We start from the raw sequence: 16418 nt of genomic DNA, 5'->3' as shown, positions 1-16418 counted from the left end.
GTCCCCCGGCCTCTCCCGCCAAGGAGTGCTGTCGCCTATGCCCATCGACGCCGCCCGGGCTGTCTCGGCCGAGCCCCGGACCACCGCCCTCGCCTGGGGACACAAGGACATCCAGCTCTACCACCTGGGCATCGGCGCCGGAATCCCGGCCACCGACCCCGATGAGCTGCGCTACACCCTGGAGAGCGAGCTGCACGTCCTGCCCAGCTTCGCCACCGTCGCCGGCGGCCGCATGGCGCTCGCCGGGGGGCTGAACGGCCCGGGGATCGACGTCGACCTGGCCGCCGTCCTGCACGGCGGCCAGACCGTCGAGGTGCACCGGCCGATCCCGGTGGCCGGGGACGCCACCCAGACGTCCCGGGTCGCGGCGGTGTACGACAAGGGCAAGGCCGCGGTCATCGTGCTGCGCACCGAGGCGGCCGACGCGGACGGGCCGCTGTGGACCTGCGACAGCCGCATCTTCGTGCGCGGCGAGGGCGGCTTCGGCGGCGAGCGCGGTCCGTCCGAGCGGCCGGCGGTCCCCGACCGCGCGCCCGACCGCACCGTGGAGCGGGCCATCCGGGAGGACCAGGCGCTGCTCTACCGGCTCTCCGGGGACTGGAACCCGTTGCACGCCGACCCCGGGTTCGCCAAGGTCGCGGGGTTCGAGAAGCCGATCCTGCACGGGCTGTGCTCGTACGGCATGGTCCTCAAGGCCGTCGTGGACACCGAGCTGGGCGGCGACGTCGCCCGCGTGCGCTCGTGCACCACGCGCTTCGCCGGGGTGGTGTACCCGGGCGAGACCCTGCGCATCCGGATGTGGCGGGACGAGGGGCGTGTCCAGGTGACGGCGAGCGCCGTCGAGCGGGACGACGCGCCCGTCCTCGGCGACACGGTCGTCGAACACGCCTGACCTGGTGATCCCACTTATTCAATGAGGAGGCGCCGTGCGCGCAGCCGTACTGCACGAGACGGGACAGGACAAGCTCGAAGTACTCGACGGCATCGAGGCGGTGGGCTTTGGCCCCGGCAAGGTCCGGTTGCGCATCCGGGCCACCGGGCTGTGCCACTCCGACCTCTCCGCGATGAGCGGCGTCCTGCCGCAGCCCGTGCCCTTCGTGCCCGGCCACGAGGGCGCGGGCGAGGTCATGGAGGTCGGCGACGGGGTGACCGGGCTGAGTCCCGGCGACCGGGTGCTGGTGTGCTGGCTGCCCGCGTGCGGCGGCTGTCCGTCCTGCAAGCGCGGCCAGACCCAGCTGTGCCTGTCCGGGTTCATGAACGCCGGAACGGCCAACTTCAAGCGCGCGGGCGACGGCGCCGACCAGGTCTTCGGCATGGCCGGGACCGGCACCTTCGCCGAGGAGGTCGTCCTTCCGGCGTCCTGCGCCGTGCCGATCCCCGACGACGTCCCGTACGACATCGCCGCCCTCATCGGCTGCGGCGTGACCACCGGGCTCGGCGCCGCCCTCAACACGGCCCGGGTGGAGGCCGGTTCGTCGGTCGCGGTCATCGGCTGCGGAGGCGTGGGCATCAGCGTGGTGCAGGGCGCCCGGGCGGCGGGCGCTGCCCATATCGTCGCCGTCGACCCCGTCACCTCGCGGCGCGAGGCGGCGCTGCGCTTCGGCGCCACCGAGGCGGTCGCCCCGGAGGGGCTGGACGACGCCAAGAACAGCGTTACGGCGGGCGAGGGCTTCGACTACGTCTTCGAGGTCGTCGGCAAATCCGCCACCGCGCGCCGCGCGTACGAGACCACGCGGCGCGGCGGCACGCTGTGCGTCGTCGGAGCGGGCGCGGTGGACGACTTCCTCCAACTCAGCATGTTCGAGCTGTTCTTCGACGAGAAGCGGATCCTGCCGTCCCTGTACGGCGGGGGCGATGTGCTGCGCTCGTACGAACGGACCATCGCGCTGTGGCGCGCGGGCCGCATCGACCTCGCCGGACTCATCACCCACCGGGTGCGGCTCGGCGAGATCAACGACGCGCTCGGCCAGATGCGGACGGGGGAGGCGCTGCGCACATGCATCGAGATCTGACGCGTCCGCTGGCCGGGAAGACCGCCATCGTCACCGGCGCGGGGCGGGGGCTCGGCCGTGCCGAGGCGCTGGAGCTGGGCCGACTGGGCGCCGCGGTCGTCGTCAATGACTACGGGCAGGGCGGTCGCGACGGCTCGGGCGAGGCGTCCTCCGGCCCCGCCGAGGAGGTGGCCGAGGAGATCCGCGCGGCGGGCGGCCGGGCCACGGCCCATGGCGGCGACGTGGCCGACTTCGAGACGGCGCGCGGACTGGTGCGGCTCGCGGTCGACACGTACGGCGCGCTGGACATCCTGGTCAACAACGCGGGCATCCTCCGCGACCGGATGGTCTTCTCGATGTCCGAGGACGAATGGGACGCGGTCATCCGCGTCCACCTCAAGGGCCACTTCAACACCACCCGCTTCGCCGCCGCCCACTGGCGCGAGCGTTCCAAGGCGGCGGGGGGCGGGCCGGTCCACGGCCGCATCGTGAACACCTCGTCCGAGGCGTTCCTCGCCGGATCGCCCGGCCAGCCGAACTACGCGGCCGCGAAGGGCGGCATCGTCGGCCTGACCCTCTCCACAGCGGGCGCGCTCGCCAAGTACGGCGTGACGGCGAACGCCATCTGCCCACGGGCCCGCACCCGGATGACCGAGGACGTCTTCCCGGACGTCGACCTCGCGGAAGACCACCTCGACCCCCTGTCCCCCGAGCACGTGGCCCCGCTCGTCGGCTACCTCGCCTCTCCGCAGGCGACGGCGGTGAACGGCCAGGTGTTCGTGGCCCACGGGGGCATGGTGGCGATCGTGGAACGGCCACGGGTGGCCGCGAAGCTGGACGCGGCGGGGGACGTCTTCGGCTTCGAGGAGCTGGACGGTCTGCTCACGCCGTACTTCGACGAGCGGCGCGGGGAGGGGTTCGCGGCGCTGGAGGTACTGAGCCTGAAGCGGGGCTGAACGGGGCGGGGGCGGAACGCCCCGGGGCTGCACGACCCACCCCTCCCTTCCTCGCAGCCTTGAGCCGGTGCTGCGGGAAAGGGAGGGGTGGGATGGTGCGTGTTCCCGACCGCCTTACGAGGCGTTCTCGCTCGGGCGGCGGTGGCGGCCGTGCACCGGAGCCTGCGGCTCCTCGGACGCGGCCTGCTGACCCCGGTGCTTGCCCGCGCCTGCGGCGGCATCGGCCTCGGCCGCCTCCTGCGGGCGTGCCTGGGTCATGTCGGTTCGGGCTTCGGACATGTGGGAAGTCACCCCGGTAAGTTCGCTCGCTCCGTACTCTGCGCGAGGGGCCCGCCACAACGTCGATACGCGCCCCCCGAAACCGGCGGCGCAGCCCCAGCGACCGAGTCTAACCAGGGCGGTGATCCCGTACCCAGCGGGGTGGGCGGGGCTCCGCTGACCTGGCGAGAGGCGCCTGCTGGAGCGGTACGGGCCGTGGCGCGACCACGGTCAGCCCGGACTCCTGCCCGGTCTCCTGCTCGACCCCGGGCCACGACCCGGTCCCCACCCAAGGCTCAACCCCGCTCTCCCCCCGCCCCGCACCCGTGCCCGAGCCCGCGCTCATGCCCGTGCCCGCGCCCATGCCTGGTCTCGCCCCCGCGCCGGGGCCTGCCAAGCGCACGCCCACGCTCAAGCCCGTCCCCGGGTCCGTCCCTCCGCCCGGGCCCGCACCCAGGCGCATGCCTCCGCCCAGGTCCGCACCCGGGTCGGTGCCCACGCCCAGGCGCACGCTCAGGCTCCCGTCCGGGCCCGCGTCCGGGGCTCTGCCTGTCTCCACGTGGCGCCCCCTCGCGCCCGTGGCCAGGCTGACCCGCGGGTCCTTGCCCAAGCTCACGCCGGCACCCGCGCCCCGTCCCAGGGCCGCACCCCCGTCGGTGCCCAAGCGCGCGCCTGCGCGCGCGCCCGCGCCCGGGGCGGCACCCACGCTCATGCCTTCGCCCGTGCCGGGGGCCGTGCCCGGGCGCGCACCCGGGGCCTTGCCCAAGTTCACACCTGCTCCCGCGCCGGCGTCCGCGCGGGAGCCCGTATCCGGGGGCATGCCCAAGCTCGTGCCCGCGCGCGGGCGGGCGGGCGTGATCGCCTCCGGGCCCTCGCCCTCCCCGGCGCCGTGCACCTGACGCCACGGGGTGATCGCGGCCGCATCCGCCGGGCGGGACGGGCGGGCCGGGTGGCGTGGGGCGCGGCGGATCACCCGCGGCGGCGCGGGGGAACCGGCGGGCGGCCGCGGGGGCGCCGCTTCCGGCAGCCACGCCGCCGCCAGCCCGCACGGCACCTGCCGCGTCGCGTACGGCAGCCACAGCTCGGCGTCGCGGCTCCACAGGCCGGACCCTGCCAGCCAGCCCTCCGGGGCCGAGAACTGGCGCAACCGCCGCTCGGACGGCCGCCATACGCCCACCCACGGGCGCCCGCCCGCCGCCGTGTCGATGCGGAACGCCACCGCGCACGCCTCCGGCGTGAGGATCTGCCCCGGCTGGATCGCGAAGGGGGTGGCCGTCGCGTGCGCGGGCGGGCGGAGGCAGTCCGGGAAGCGGACCGGGAGGGTGCTGCCCAGGACGCCCCAGCCCAGCCGCTCGTCACCGGGCGCGTCGGACCGTACGAGCAGCAGACCGCTGTCGGGGTCGGCGAGCAGCAGCCGGTCGTTGCTGCGCTCGGTGATCTGGAGCAGCGGGCTGGTCTCGCCGCCGCGCCCGAGGTCGACGACGACGGTCTTCGTACGGCCGTCCAGCTCGCGGTCGAGGGCGAGCAGCCGCCCCATGCGGTCCAGCCAGGCGCCGCCCGTGCAGCGCCCCGGCACCTCGGCCAGGTGCTGGAGCCCGCGGGCGCCGCCGTGGATCAGCCACACGGAGGTGGAGCGCGGGCCGCGCCCCAGGGCGTACGCGCAGGTGCCGCCGGGCGCGGGCGGTAGCAGCGAGACGTCGGCGCGGTCGATGCCGCCGAGCACCCGCTCGCCCGTGCCCGGGCCGGTGGGGTAGAGCAGCGAGAAGGCGTGGTGCCCGGCCACCCGGCGGTGGATCAGCACCTGCCCGTCGGACAGCGGCAGCACGTCGCTGTCCGGCTCCTCGGGCTGGGTGCCCGGCAGCGGCACGGCGTACGGCTCGGGCCCGTCCAGCGTCCAGCGCTCGGGGAACCAGCAGCCGGTGTCGCCGCTCAGCGCGAGCCGCGCACCGTACGAACGGTCCGGCGTGATGGTGAAATCCGTGGACCTTTCTCGTGGCCGGGTGCTGACTCCCGTGGTGAGGGTGGCATCGAAGGCACAGGCGGTCATCGTTCAGTCACCTCCGGCCACAGAACGTAGGTTTCGTACCGCCTCCCGGCAGCCCATAAGGGGTCGACTCCACCCTTACGTGTGGCTGTTGACCGATTCGCCTGAGAGGTCGCGGATGAATGTGCTGTAAGGGTCCGCTCGTCGGTGCGATTAAAGTAAGGCACGCCTAAGTGCCTCAGCCTCATCTGACACTCCCTGGAGCGCGCCATGCCCATACGCCGCCGCGGCCCCGCCGCCCTCGCCCTCGCCCTGGCCGGGGCCCTCACCCTCGCCGCCTGCGGCGCGTCCGACGGCGGCGAGGACGGCGCCAAGGGCAACGGCGGCGGGGGCAAGTCCGTCGCGCAGGGCGGCAAGGACTTCGGCGAGGCCGCCGAGCAGACCGCGAAGCTGGGCACCGAAGCGAAGCCCGGCCAGTTCCCGCGCACCGTCACCCAGGCCATGGGGAAGACGGAGATCAAGAGCAAGCCGAAGCGGGTCGTGGTGCTCGACGTCGGCGAGCTGGACAACGTCGTCTCGCTCGGCATCAAGCCGGTCGGCTACGCACCCTCCGAGGGCGACCAGGCGATCCCCGGCTACCTCGAGAAGGAGGCCGGGAACCCGAAGAACGTCGGCACCATCAACAACCTCAACCTCGAGGCCATCAACGCCCTCCACCCCGACCTGATCCTCGGCAGCAAGCTGCGCGCCGAGCCGCTGTACGACGAGCTGAAGCAGATCGCCCCGACCGTCTTCTCCATCCGCCCCGGCTTCACCTGGAAGGAGAACTACCGCCTCAACGCGGCCGCACTGGACCGCACCGCCGAGGCCGAGCGCAAGCTCGACGCGTACGAGAAGAAGGCGAAGCGGCTGGGCGAGGACATCGGCCCGGAGAAGCCGACCGTCACCATGCTGCGCTTCATGCCGGAGTTCACCCGGCTCTACGCCAAGGCGTCCTTCATCGGCACGATCCTCCAGGACGTCGGACTGCCCCGGCCCAAGAACCAGCAGGTGAACGACCTGGCCACGGAGATCGGCCCGGAGCGGATCAAGGAGGCCGACGCCGACTGGATCTTCACCGGGGTCTACGGCGACCCCAAGGCCACCAAGCGGGACCAGGCGGAGTCCAACCCGCTGTGGAAGAAGCTGAAGGCGGTCAAGGCGGGCCACGCCAGGAACGTCAAGGACGAGACCTGGTACCTGGGCCTCGGCGTCACCGCCGCCGACCGGGTGCTGGACGACCTCCGCGGCTACCTGGTCCGCTGATCCCTCCTCAGGACCACCCGTCGGGCCGTCGCGCTGCGTGAAGGCGGGGGCAAGGCTTCCCGGTGATCCGGGAGGTAGCCTTGCCCCCGTGCCCGCTCTCACCGATGTCCTCGCCGCCCTCGACGCCCTCTGGCCGCCCGAGCGGGCGGAGCAGTGGGACGCCGTGGGGACGGTCTGCGGGGACCCCGATGCCCAGGTCAGCCGCGTGCTGTTCGCCGTCGACCCCGTGCAGGAGGTCGCCGACGAGGCGGTGGCGCTCGGCGCCGATCTGCTGATCACCCACCATCCGCTCTACCTGCGGGGCACGACCACGGTCGCCGCCTCCACCTTCAAGGGGCGGGTGGTGCACACCCTGATCAAGAACGATGTCGCGCTGCACGTCGCGCACACCAACGCCGACCGCGCCGACCCCGGCGTCTCCGACGCCCTCGCCGGTGCGCTCGGCCTGCGGACCGTCCGCCCGCTCGTCCCGGACGCGACCGACCCCGCCGGGCGCCGCGGCCTCGGCCGGATCTGCGAACTCGACCGCCCCGAGACGCTGGGCGAGTTCACCGAGCGCGCCGCCGCCCGGCTGCCCGCCACCGCGCAGGGCATCCGCGCCTCGGGCGACCCGGACCGTACGATCCGTACCGTCGCCGTCTGCGGCGGCTCCGGGGACGGCCTGTTCGCGGAGGCGCGCGCGGCCGGGGTCGACGCGTACCTCACCGCCGACCTGCGCCACCACCCGGCCTCCGAGGCGCGCGAACACAGCGACCTCGCGCTGGTGGACGCGGCCCACTGGGCCACCGAATGGCCGTGGACCGAGCAGGCCGCGGCGCAGCTCGACCAGATCTCCGACCGGCACGGCTGGGACCTGCGCACCCATGTGTCCCGTAAGGTCACCGACCCGTGGACGGCCCACGCCGCGGCCGCCGCCCCGTTCCGGGCCTTCGTGCCCGACCCCGCCTCGGCCTCGCAGGTCTAGGCCCCGCCACTTCCGTCCCCTACGACCACCTCTGGAGCCCCCCGCTGAACGCCGCGCCCGCAGACCAGATCCGCCTGCTCGACGTCCAGGGCCTCGACGTACGGCTCTCGCAGCTCGCGCACAAGCGCCGGACGCTGCCCGAGCACGCCGAGCTCGACACCCTGAACGCCGACCACACCCAGCTGCGTGACCTCCTCGTCGCGTCCCAGACCGAGGAGAGCGACACCGCCCGCGAGCAGACGAAGGCGGAGCAGGACGTGGACCAGGTGCGCCAGCGCGCCGCCCGCGACCAGAAGCGCCTCGACTCCGGGGTCGTCACCTCGCCCAAGGACCTGGAGAACCTCCAGCACGAGATCGCCTCGCTCGCCCGGCGCCAGAGCGACCTGGAGGACGTCGTCCTGGAGGTCATGGAGCGCCGCGAGGCCGCCCAGGAGCGCGCCACCGAGCTGGCCGGGCGGGTGGAGTCCCTCGCGGCCAAGATCACCGACGCCACGGCGCGGCGCGACACGGCGGCGGAGGAGATCGACGCCGAGGTCGCGACCGTCACCAAGGAGCGCGAGGTCATCGCCGGGACCATCCCCGCCGATCTGCTCAAGCTCTACGACAAGCTGCGCGAGCAGCAGGGCGGCGTCGGCGCGGCCCGGCTCTACCAGCGGCGCTGCGACGGCTGCCGCCAGGAGCTGGCCATCACCGAGCTGAACGAGGTCCGGTCGGCCGCCGCAGACACCGTCGTGCGGTGCGAGAACTGCCGCCGCATCCTGGTGCGTACGCCCGAGTCGGGGCTGTAGGACCAATGGCACGGCGTCGCTTCATCGTCGAGGCCGACGGCGGCTCCCGGGGCAACCCGGGGCCCGCCGGTTACGGCGCCGTCGTCCTCGACGCGGTGACCGGCGAACCGCTCGCCGAGGTCGCCGAGTACATCGGCACCGCGACCAACAACGTCGCCGAGTACAAGGGCCTGATCGCCGGACTGCGGGCCGCCCACGGCCTCGACCCGGAGGCGGAGGTCCAGGTCCGGATGGACTCCAAGCTGGTCATCGAGCAGATGTCAGGGCGCTGGAAGATCAAGCACCCGGACATGCGGCCGCTCGCCGCCGAGGCCAAGGGGCTCGTGCCGCCCGGCCAGGTGACGTACGGCTGGATTCCGCGCGAGAAGAACAAGCACGCTGACCGGCTCGCCAACGAGGCCATGGACGCGGGCAAGCGGGGCGAGCAGTGGCAGCCCAAGGAGCCGCTGGGCGGTTCCCTCTCGACGGCCGAGCCTGCCGACTCTCCCGTCGTGGCCGCCCCCGCCGCCCCGGCCGTGGGCTGGGGCTCCGCCGACCTCGGCGCGCCGACCACGTTCGTCCTGCTGCGGCACGGCGAGACGCCGCTCACCCCGGAGAAGCGCTTCTCCGGCAGCGGCGGCACCGACCCCGGCCTCTCGGACATCGGCCACCGCCAGGCCGAACTGGTCGCCGCTTCACTCGCCGCGCGCGGCACCATCCAGACCGTCGTCAGCTCGCCCCTGAAGCGCTGCCGCGAGACCGCCGGCACGGTGGCCGCCCGCCTCGGCCTCGACGTCCGCGTCGACGAGGGGCTGCGCGAAACGGACTTCGGGGCCTGGGAGGGCCTGACCTTCGCCGAGGTGCGCGAGCGCTACCCGGACGACCTCGACACCTGGCTCGGCTCCGCCAAGGCCGCCCCCACGGGCGGCGGCGAGTCCTTCGCCACGGTCGCCCGGCGCGTCGCCGTCTCCCGCGACAAGCTGATCGCCCGCTACGCGGGCCGCACGGTGCTGCTCGTCACCCACGTCACGCCGATCAAGACCCTGACCCGCCTGGCCCTCGGCGCCCCGCCGGAGTCCCTGTTCCGCATGGAACTCTCGGCCGCCTCGCTGTCGGCGGTGGCCTACTACGCGGACGGCAACGCCTCCGTCCGCCTCCTGAACGACACGTCCCACCTGCGGTAGGCGGCCTGCGGGGGTGGCTACCGGCCTGCGGCGGTGTCTACCGCAGGGCCGCCGCCTCCCGGGCCAGGGACTCCACGCGCGCCCAGTCGCCCGCCGCCACCGCGTCCGCCGGAAGCATCCAGGTGCCGCCCACGCAGCCGACGTTGGGGAGCGAGAGGTAGCCGGGGGCGCGGGCGGCGTCGACGCCGCCGGTGGGGCAGAAGCGGGCGTCCGGGAGCGGGGACGCGAGGGACTTGAGGTAGGCCGTCCCGCCGGCCGCCTCCGCCGGGAAGAACTTCATCTCGGTCACCCCGCGCTCCAGCAGCGCCACGACCTCCGAGGTGGTCGACACGCCCGGCAGCGACGGAATCCCCGAGTCCCGCATGGCCCCCAGCAGCCGGTCCGTCCAGCCCGGGCTGACCAGGAACCGCGCCCCGGCCGCGACGGCGGTGTCCACATGCCCGGGGTTCAGCACCGTCCCCGCGCCGACGACCGCCTCGGGCACCTCCGCCGCGATGGCCCGGATGGCATCGGCGGCGGCCGGGGTCCGGAAGGTGACCTCGATCGCCGGAAGGCCGCCCGCGACCAGGGCGCGGGCCATCGGCACCGCCTCGGCCGCGTCGTCGATGACGACGACGGGGATGACGGGGGCGAGGTCGAGGAGGGAGCGGGAGGGCGCGTTGTCGTCTGTCACGGGACCATTCTGCGGTCGGGTGGCATGACCCGCAACGACCGTTGCGGAGGGTGCAATGATGCATGCTGCGGGCGTGCCGCGCCCTCGAACGTCCAACCGACGAGGGCTACAGCTCCGTCACCACCACATCCAGCGCCCACGGCCGCCCCGCCCGCTCCGGAGCCGTCGCCTCCACCACGTACCCGAAGCCCCGCAGCGCCTCCACCAGCTCAGCCGGGCCGCTCGGCTCGGCGCCGGACGTCAGCAGGTCGCGCACCATGCGGCCCTTGGTCGCCTTGTTGAAGTGGCTCACCACGGACCGCTTCTCCACCCCGTCCACGATCTTCGACTGGAGCACCCGCACCGTGGCCGTGCGCTCCGCGACCTCCCCCTTCGGCTTCCACGCCGTCGTGTACGCCGACGACCGCAGGTCCAGGACCAGGCCGTTCGCGGCTGCCTCCGGGAGGACGGTGGCCATGGGCGTACGCCAGAACGCCCCGAGCGCGCCGAGGCCCGGCAGCTTGACGCCCATCGAGCAGCGGTACGACGGGATGCGGTCGCCGATGCGTACGGCGCCCCACAGGCCCGAGAAGACCAGCAGCGAGCGTTCGGCGCGGCGCCGGGCGGCGGTCGGGAGGGTGGCGAGGCCGAGCGCGTCGTACAGCACACCGGTGTAGATCTCCCCGGCGGGCCGCGTCCCGGCCGACCGGAGCGCCGCGTTCTTGGCGACCTCGCCGCGCAGCCCCGCGCTGAGCCCCAGCACCTCGGCCGCCTTCGCCTCGTCGCCCGAGCACAGCGTGACCAGCTCGTCCAGGACCCGGGCCCGGGCCTCGCCGAGGCCCGGCAGCGACAGCGATCCCAGGTCCAGCGGGGATCGGGAGCCTCCCGTGGCCTTTCCCTCGGACGGCGGCAGCAGGACGAGCACGTTCTCTCCTCGAAAGCTTCGGCGGTACGGCTGCGGGGCGGCACCGGCGGCGCCGCCCCGGCCCGCAGCCTACGGCCTATGCGCCCGCCTCCCGCAGCCACACCGTGGTGTACGGCGGCAGTCCGGCCGCGTCGTCGACCGGGGGCCCGCTGCTCAGCACCACCTCGCCCACGGCGGGCAGCGGTACGGCCGCCGCCGACAGGTTGGTGACGCTGTGCCAGCCGCCCGCGCGGCGGAAGTGCAGCAGCCCGGCGCTCAGCTCGGCGACCGAGCCCCGCCACTCCACCGTCTCGTCCGCCCCGGCCCGCAAGCGCTCCCGGCGCAGCCGCAGCGCCTCCCGGTACAGCTCCAGCGTCGAACCGGCCCGCCCGTCCTGCGCCTCGACCGACAGCTCCCCGAACGACTCCGGCTGCGGCAGCCACGCGGCGGCGCCGCCGCGTGGGCCGAAGCCGTACGACGGGCCGGTGCGCGTCCACGGCAGCGGCACCCGGCAGCCGTCGCGGCCCTTGGCGCGGTGGCCGCTGCGCTCCCACGTCGGGTCCTGGAGCACGTCCGCGGGCAGGTCGGCGACCTCCGGAAGTCCCAGTTCCTCGCCCTGGTAGAGATACGACGAACCGGGCAGCGCCAGCATCAGCAGCGTCGCGGCGCGGGCCCGCCGCAGCCCGAGCGCGAGGTCGGCGCGTGGCTCGCGGCCGTCGGCCAGCAGCCAGGCGTCCCGGCCCGCGCCCGTCAGGTCGTCCGGCAGGGCGAACCGGCTGCGGTGCCGGATCACATCGTGGTTGGAGAGCACCCAGGTGGCCGTGGCGCCCGCCTCCCGGGCGGTGGACAGCGCGCCGTCGATGACGGAGTGGAGGGCGGGGGCGTTGAGCGGGGCGAGCAGGAAGTCGAAGTTGAACGCCTGGCCCAACTCGTCCGCGCGGGCGTAGGACACCCGGCGGGAGTCGCGTACCCACGCCTCGGCGACCGCGCTCCGCGGCGGGTCGTACTCGTCGAACACCCCGCGCCACTCGCGGAAGATGCCGTGCACTTCGTCGCGGTCCCACAGCGGATGGCTGCCGTCCTCCGGCAGGTCCTCCGGTTCGTAGCCGGGCACCTCGCCGATGTCGCGCAGCGGCTCGGCCAGGTCCTTGGCCAGCCCGTGCGCCACGTCCACCCGGAACCCGGCCACGCCCCGGTCGGACCAGAAGCGCAGTGTGGTGAGGAAGTCGGCGCGCACCTCGGGGTGGTCCCAGTTGAGGTCGGGCTGTTCGGGGGCGAAGAGGTGCAGATACCACTGCCCGTCGGCGGCCCGGGTCCACGCGGGCCCGCCGAAGCACGAGATCCAGTCGGTGGGCGGCAGCCCGCCGCCGGGACCCCGCCCCTCGCGGAAGACGTACCGCTCGCGGGCCGGATCGCCGGGGCCCGCGCGCAGGGCCTCCTGGAACCACGCGTGGCCGTCGGATGTGTGGTTGGGGACGATGTCCACCATCACCTTGAGGCCGAGCCGGTCCGCCTCCGCGACCAGCCGGTCGAAGTCGTCGAGGGTGCCGAGCCGCGGATCGACGTCGCGGTAGTCGGCCACGTCGTAGCCGCCGTCGGCGAGCGCGGACGGATAGAAGGGGCTCAGCCAGACGGCGTCCACGCCGAGCCCGGCGAGGTACGGCAGCCGATCGGTCAACCCGGGCAGATCGCCGATGCCGTCGCCGTCGGAGTCGGCGAAGCTGCGGGGATAGACCTGGTAGACGACGGCCTGCCGCCACCAGTCGCCGTTCACGGGGTCGCTGTTCACGGGGTCGTCGCTCACGGTGTCCTCGCGGTGGTGGGGTGTGCGGTACGCGGCCCAGCCGTCGAGGCAGTGTCCCCGGCCGCGCCGCGGTCTGTCGAGAGAGCCGGGGGTAGGGAGAGTGGGACCGGACCGCCTTCGTCCGACGCGCCCCGCCCGGGCCGGTACCATGGTCACTACGGCGGACGAGCCGGCCGGGCGGTCGCGTCGGGGTCCTTCGGGATCCCGCCGAGGAACGTCCGGGCTCCACACGGCAGGGTGGTGGGTAACGCCCACCCGGGGTGACCCGCGGGACAGTGCCACAGAAAACAGACCGCCGGGGCCGCAAGGCGCCCGGTAAGGGTGAAACGGTGGTGTAAGAGACCACCAGTGCCCAGGGTGACCTGGGCAGCTAGGTAAACCCCACCCGGAGCAAGGTCAAGAGGAGCCATCGCGAGGTGGCTCTGCGCGGACGATCGAGGGCTGCCCGCCCGAGTTCGCGGGTAGACCGCACGAGGCCGGCGGCAACGTCGGCCCTAGATGGATGGCCGCCTCCCCGCGGGCCGTAAGGCCCACGGGAGACAGAACCCGGCGTATATGGCCGACTCGTCCGCCGCCTTCCGCAGTATTTTCCCGGATACGGCTCGTGCGAGCCCCTTTTCGGCCATTCATGCCGGGGCTCAATTCCCGCCATGTCCCATTCACGTCATGCACCGATGGGACCGGATGACGCAAGAAGGCGCCCACTGTCTGGTACTCGAAACTAGGGGAATTTGGCCCTACTGGATTCATATCATCGAGCCCGGAGTGAATCAGGAGGTTATGGGTGCTGGTCGAACGAAATGAGCAGCTCATGCGGGTCGATGGCTGGCTCAGGGACTGCGCCGTGGGGACGGGCCGGGTTGTCCTGCTGGAGGGGGCCGTCGGTTTCGGGAAGACGGCGATCCTGCGTGAGGTCGCCGATCGTGCGGCGGGGACCGGCATGGTCCCGCTGTCGGCCACGTGCTCTCCGGGAGAGCGTGATCTGCCCTTCGGCGTTCTCAGCCAGTTGTTCGACAGCCCCGGCCTGCCGTCCGGACTGCGTCAACGGGCGGCATCGGTACTGCGCGAACTCATGGTCTCCGCGGCCGTGCATTCCCCGCGGGAGGCCGTGGACCGCAATCGGGCGCAGATCCACTACGACCTGCTGGGCCCGCTCATCGACTTATCGGCCGACATCCCGATCGTGGCGTCGGTCGACGACATCGGACACGCCGACGACGCCTCGCGGCAATGTCTGCTGCATCTGGTCCGCAGACTCGGCTCGGCGCGCATGCTCCTTGTGCTCGCCGAACAGCCCGAGCCGACAACGGCGCATTCGCCCTTTCACGCGGAAATCGTCCGGCAGCCCCATACTGTCCGCCTCCCGCTGGCGCCGCTCACCTTCGCGGGCGTACGCGAAGTGCTCCAGCGGAAGCACACCGAGGAGATGGACGAAAGCACCGTCGAGCGCTTTCACGACCTCAGCGGTGGCAATCCGCTGTTGCTCCACGCGCTGATCGAGGACGAGACCGGAGGCGGCGACGGCTCTCAGGGGGCGTACGGCCGGGCCGTGCTGGCCTGTCTGTACCGCAGCGATCCGGTGATGCTGTCCGTGGCCCGGGCCATGGCGGTCCACGGGGACGACGTCTGGCCCGAGGATCTCGTCACCCTGCTCGGCGGCGACGCCGAAACGAAGGCCGATGCCGATGCCGACGCGGACACCGACACCACGACCGTCGCACGGGCTCTCCAGGTCATGGCCGAGACCGGGATGCTCCGGGACGGCCGGTTCCGGCACCCCGGCATCGTCCGCACGGTACTGGACGACCTGCCCGCACCGGAGCGGGCGCGCATGCACCACCGGTGCGCCCGGCTGCTGCACGGACAGGGCGCCCCGCCGATCGTCGTCGCCCGCCACCTCCTCCGGGCGGGCGAGGTCCGGGACCCGTGGGCGGCCGCCCTGTTGCTGGAGGCCGCGGGACACGCGTCGCTCCACGGCGAGGTGCGCCTGACGGTGGACTGCCTGGAGCTGGCCCGGCGGTCGAGCCCGGACGAGAAGGCCCGTACGGCGATCCGCGCCAAGCTCGCCCAGGCCGAATGGCAGCTCAACCCGTCCGCCTCCGCCCGCCACCTCACCGCGCTGACGGCCGCGGCGCGGGCAGGCGGGCTCGGCCTCCGGGACACCCTCTCCCTCATACGCCAGCTCCTGTGGCTGGACCGCGCCCAGGAGGCGGGCGACCTCCTGGGCCTGGTACGGGACACCGCGCGCGAGCCGTCCGGCGAGGTCGCGGACGAGGTGCGGGACCTGGAGATGTGGCTGGCCTGTTCGTATCCGCCGCTCGCGGGCCGACTCCACGGCGGCGCCGTACCGGCCGGTCCGCACAGCGCCCCGACGGCCAAGGGGGCGGATCCGGGGCTGCGTACGGTCGCCGTCCTCTCCAGCGGCCTCATCCACCGGCACAGCCATGAGACGCGGGAGCGGACCACCCGGGCGCTGGGCCAGTCCGATCTGCACCACGACTCCCCCTGGGCGGAGGAGTCCACGCTGCTCGCCCTGCTCAGCCTGGTCTACGGCGGCGAACTGAGCGCCGCCGCGGCCCGCTGCGAAAACGCCGACGGCAGGCGCGATGCCACCGCCGCGCCGACCCGGCAGGCCATCTACGCCGCCGTGGAGGCGGAGATCGCGCTCCGCAAGGGGGATCTGCCGACCGCGGCGGAACAGGCCAGGACGGCGCTGGATCTGGTGTCCGCCCGGGGCTGGGGCACCGCGGTCGGGCTTCCGCTCGGCTGTCTGATCCTGGCGCACACCAGGATGGGCAACCTGGACGAGGCCGCCGAACTGGTCAGCCAGTCCTTCCCGGTGACGCTCTTCCAAAGCCGCTACGGACTGCACTATCTCCAGGCGCGGGGCCACTACTACCTCGCCACCGACCGCACCCACGCCGCCCTCGCCGACTTCCTCACCTGCGGTGAACTCATGCGCGGCTGGGGTCTGGACCTGCCCGGCATCGTGCCGTGGCGCACCAGCGCGGCGGAGGCGTGGCTGCGGCAGAACAACCGCGACCAGGCGAAGCGGCTGGTCAAGGACCAGCTCGCGCTGCCGGGCGTCAACGACACCGTCACCCGCGCGCTGTCGCTGCGGCTGCTGGCCACCTTCAGCTCGCCCGGTCAGCGCCCCAAGCTGCTCAGCGAGGCCGCCGACATCGTCGAGACGGCGGGTGACACCTTCGAACTGGCCAGGACCCTCGCCGATCTGGGCCGCGCCCACCACACCCTGGGCAAGCACCGCCGCTCGCGCATGGTCATGCGCCGGGCGTGGCATGTGGCGAACATGTGCAAGGCGGTGCCGCTGTGCCAGGAACTCCTTCCCGACATGCGGGGTTACGACGAGCGTGCCGAGCCTGAGCTGACGTCGGCGATCGCCTCGCTCACCAACTCGGAACGGCGCATCGCCTCCCTGGCGGTGATGGGATACACCAACCGCGAGATCGCGGAGAAGTTCTTCATCACCCCCAGCACGGTGGAGCAGCACCTCACCCGGGTCTACCGCAAGCTCGACATCAAGAGCCGGCGGGGACTGCCGGACTGCCTGCGGGCCGACATCGCCAAACGGGCCTGACGCGGGCCTGATACGGCTGACCGGGGCGGTGTGTGCACACCGCCCCGGCAC

13 protein-coding genes and 1 other RNA gene are annotated in these 16418 nt (G+C 73.4%); 9 read left to right on the top strand and 5 right to left on the bottom strand.

What is annotated here, in order from left to right; translation table 11 throughout:
• Positions 1 to 37 precede the first annotated feature (37 nt).
• From ACH4TL_RS28900 to ACH4TL_RS28890, 3 genes are read left to right on the top strand one after another with little or no spacing between them, the layout of a single operon-like run.
• On the top strand, positions 38 to 892 hold the full coding sequence (locus ACH4TL_RS28900) for a MaoC/PaaZ C-terminal domain-containing protein (protein WP_398321441.1): 855 nt from the start codon (positions 38 to 40) through the stop codon (positions 890 to 892).
• A 34-nt stretch (positions 893 to 926) separates the two neighbouring features.
• Positions 927 to 2012, top strand: coding sequence for a Zn-dependent alcohol dehydrogenase (locus ACH4TL_RS28895; protein WP_398321438.1), 1086 nt, complete (start codon positions 927 to 929; stop codon positions 2010 to 2012).
• Positions 1997 to 2947 carry a 3-oxoacyl-ACP reductase gene (locus ACH4TL_RS28890; RefSeq protein ID WP_398321435.1) on the top strand — a complete coding sequence of 317 codons (951 nt, stop codon included), beginning with the start codon at positions 1997 to 1999 and terminating at the stop codon, positions 2945 to 2947. The genes ACH4TL_RS28895 and ACH4TL_RS28890 overlap by 16 nt, the downstream gene beginning before the upstream one ends.
• Positions 2948 to 3061: 114 nt before the next feature.
• Here the strand turns inward: ACH4TL_RS28890 and ACH4TL_RS28885 are convergent, their stop codons facing one another.
• Positions 3062 to 3226, bottom strand: a complete 165-nt coding sequence (locus ACH4TL_RS28885) for a hypothetical protein (protein ID WP_398321432.1) — start codon at positions 3224 to 3226, stop codon at positions 3062 to 3064.
• A gap of 109 nt (positions 3227 to 3335) precedes the next feature.
• Positions 3336 to 5252 (bottom strand): hypothetical protein, encoded by a 1917-nt coding sequence (locus ACH4TL_RS28880; protein WP_398321430.1) that lies wholly within the window; start codon positions 5250 to 5252, stop codon positions 3336 to 3338.
• A 207-nt stretch (positions 5253 to 5459) separates the two neighbouring features.
• Between ACH4TL_RS28880 and ACH4TL_RS28875 the strand changes: the two genes are divergently transcribed.
• From ACH4TL_RS28875 to ACH4TL_RS28860, 4 genes are all read left to right on the top strand, one after another.
• Positions 5460 to 6494, top strand: a complete 1035-nt coding sequence (locus tag ACH4TL_RS28875) for an ABC transporter substrate-binding protein (RefSeq protein ID WP_398321427.1) — start codon at positions 5460 to 5462, stop codon at positions 6492 to 6494.
• An 88-nt stretch (positions 6495 to 6582) separates the two neighbouring features.
• On the top strand, positions 6583 to 7458 hold the full coding sequence (locus ACH4TL_RS28870) for a Nif3-like dinuclear metal center hexameric protein (RefSeq protein WP_398321424.1): 876 nt from the start codon (positions 6583 to 6585) through the stop codon (positions 7456 to 7458).
• Between the two features lie 44 nt (positions 7459 to 7502).
• Entirely contained in the window at positions 7503 to 8246 is a 744-nt protein-coding gene (locus tag ACH4TL_RS28865; protein WP_398322136.1) for a zinc ribbon domain-containing protein, read from the top strand.
• A 5-nt stretch (positions 8247 to 8251) separates the two neighbouring features.
• The gene (locus ACH4TL_RS28860; protein WP_398321420.1) at positions 8252 to 9409 is read left to right on the top strand and encodes a bifunctional RNase H/acid phosphatase; all 1158 of its coding nucleotides are present in this window, start codon (positions 8252 to 8254) and stop codon (positions 9407 to 9409) included.
• 37 nt (positions 9410 to 9446) lie between these two features.
• Here ACH4TL_RS28860 and eda read toward each other — a convergent pair whose 3' ends face one another.
• From eda to ACH4TL_RS28845, 3 genes are all read right to left on the bottom strand, one after another.
• Positions 9447 to 10082 (bottom strand): bifunctional 4-hydroxy-2-oxoglutarate aldolase/2-dehydro-3-deoxy-phosphogluconate aldolase, encoded by a 636-nt coding sequence (eda, locus tag ACH4TL_RS28855; RefSeq protein ID WP_398321417.1) that lies wholly within the window; start codon positions 10080 to 10082, stop codon positions 9447 to 9449.
• Between the two features lie 106 nt (positions 10083 to 10188).
• Positions 10189 to 10986 (bottom strand): peroxide stress protein YaaA, encoded by a 798-nt coding sequence (yaaA, locus tag ACH4TL_RS28850; protein ID WP_398321414.1) that lies wholly within the window; start codon positions 10984 to 10986, stop codon positions 10189 to 10191.
• A 76-nt stretch (positions 10987 to 11062) separates the two neighbouring features.
• On the bottom strand, positions 11063 to 12769 hold the full coding sequence (locus ACH4TL_RS28845) for a glycoside hydrolase family 13 protein (protein ID WP_398321411.1): 1707 nt from the start codon (positions 12767 to 12769) through the stop codon (positions 11063 to 11065).
• Positions 12770 to 12934: 165 nt separating this feature from the next.
• On the opposite strand from ACH4TL_RS28845, the gene rnpB reads away from it, so the two are divergent.
• Together rnpB and ACH4TL_RS28835 are read left to right on the top strand one after the other, a co-directional pair.
• An RNA gene (gene rnpB, locus ACH4TL_RS28840) (RNase P RNA component class A) lies at positions 12935 to 13340 on the top strand.
• A gap of 213 nt (positions 13341 to 13553) precedes the next feature.
• A complete protein-coding gene (locus ACH4TL_RS28835) occupies positions 13554 to 16367 on the top strand; it encodes an AAA family ATPase (RefSeq protein WP_398321408.1) in 2814 nt (937 codons plus the stop codon).
• The last annotated feature ends 51 nt before the right edge of the window (positions 16368 to 16418 follow it).

Origin of the sequence: Streptomyces sp. NPDC021115 (assembly GCF_044333065.1) — a bacterium.
Taxonomy (GTDB): Bacteria; Actinomycetota; Actinomycetes; order Streptomycetales; family Streptomycetaceae; genus Streptomyces.
Note: the sequence above shows the minus strand (reverse complement) of the source record. Positions and strands in the feature narration are given on the sequence as shown.

Bases quoted from the DNA above. Each gene is read 5' to 3' on its own strand.
- ACH4TL_RS28880 (WP_398321430.1), bottom strand. From the start codon at position 5,252: ATGACCGCCTGTGCCTTCGATGCCACCCTCACCACGGGAGTCAGCACC.
- ACH4TL_RS28875 (WP_398321427.1), top strand. From the start codon at position 5,460: ATGCCCATACGCCGCCGCGGCCCCGCCGCCCTCGCCCTCGCCCTGGCC.
- ACH4TL_RS28900 (WP_398321441.1), top strand. From the start codon at position 38: ATGCCCATCGACGCCGCCCGGGCTGTCTCGGCCGAGCCCCGGACCACC.
- ACH4TL_RS28885 (WP_398321432.1), bottom strand. From the start codon at position 3,226: ATGTCCGAAGCCCGAACCGACATGACCCAGGCACGCCCGCAGGAGGCG.
- ACH4TL_RS28890 (WP_398321435.1), top strand. From the start codon at position 1,997: ATGCATCGAGATCTGACGCGTCCGCTGGCCGGGAAGACCGCCATCGTC.
- ACH4TL_RS28860 (WP_398321420.1), top strand. From the start codon at position 8,252: ATGGCACGGCGTCGCTTCATCGTCGAGGCCGACGGCGGCTCCCGGGGC.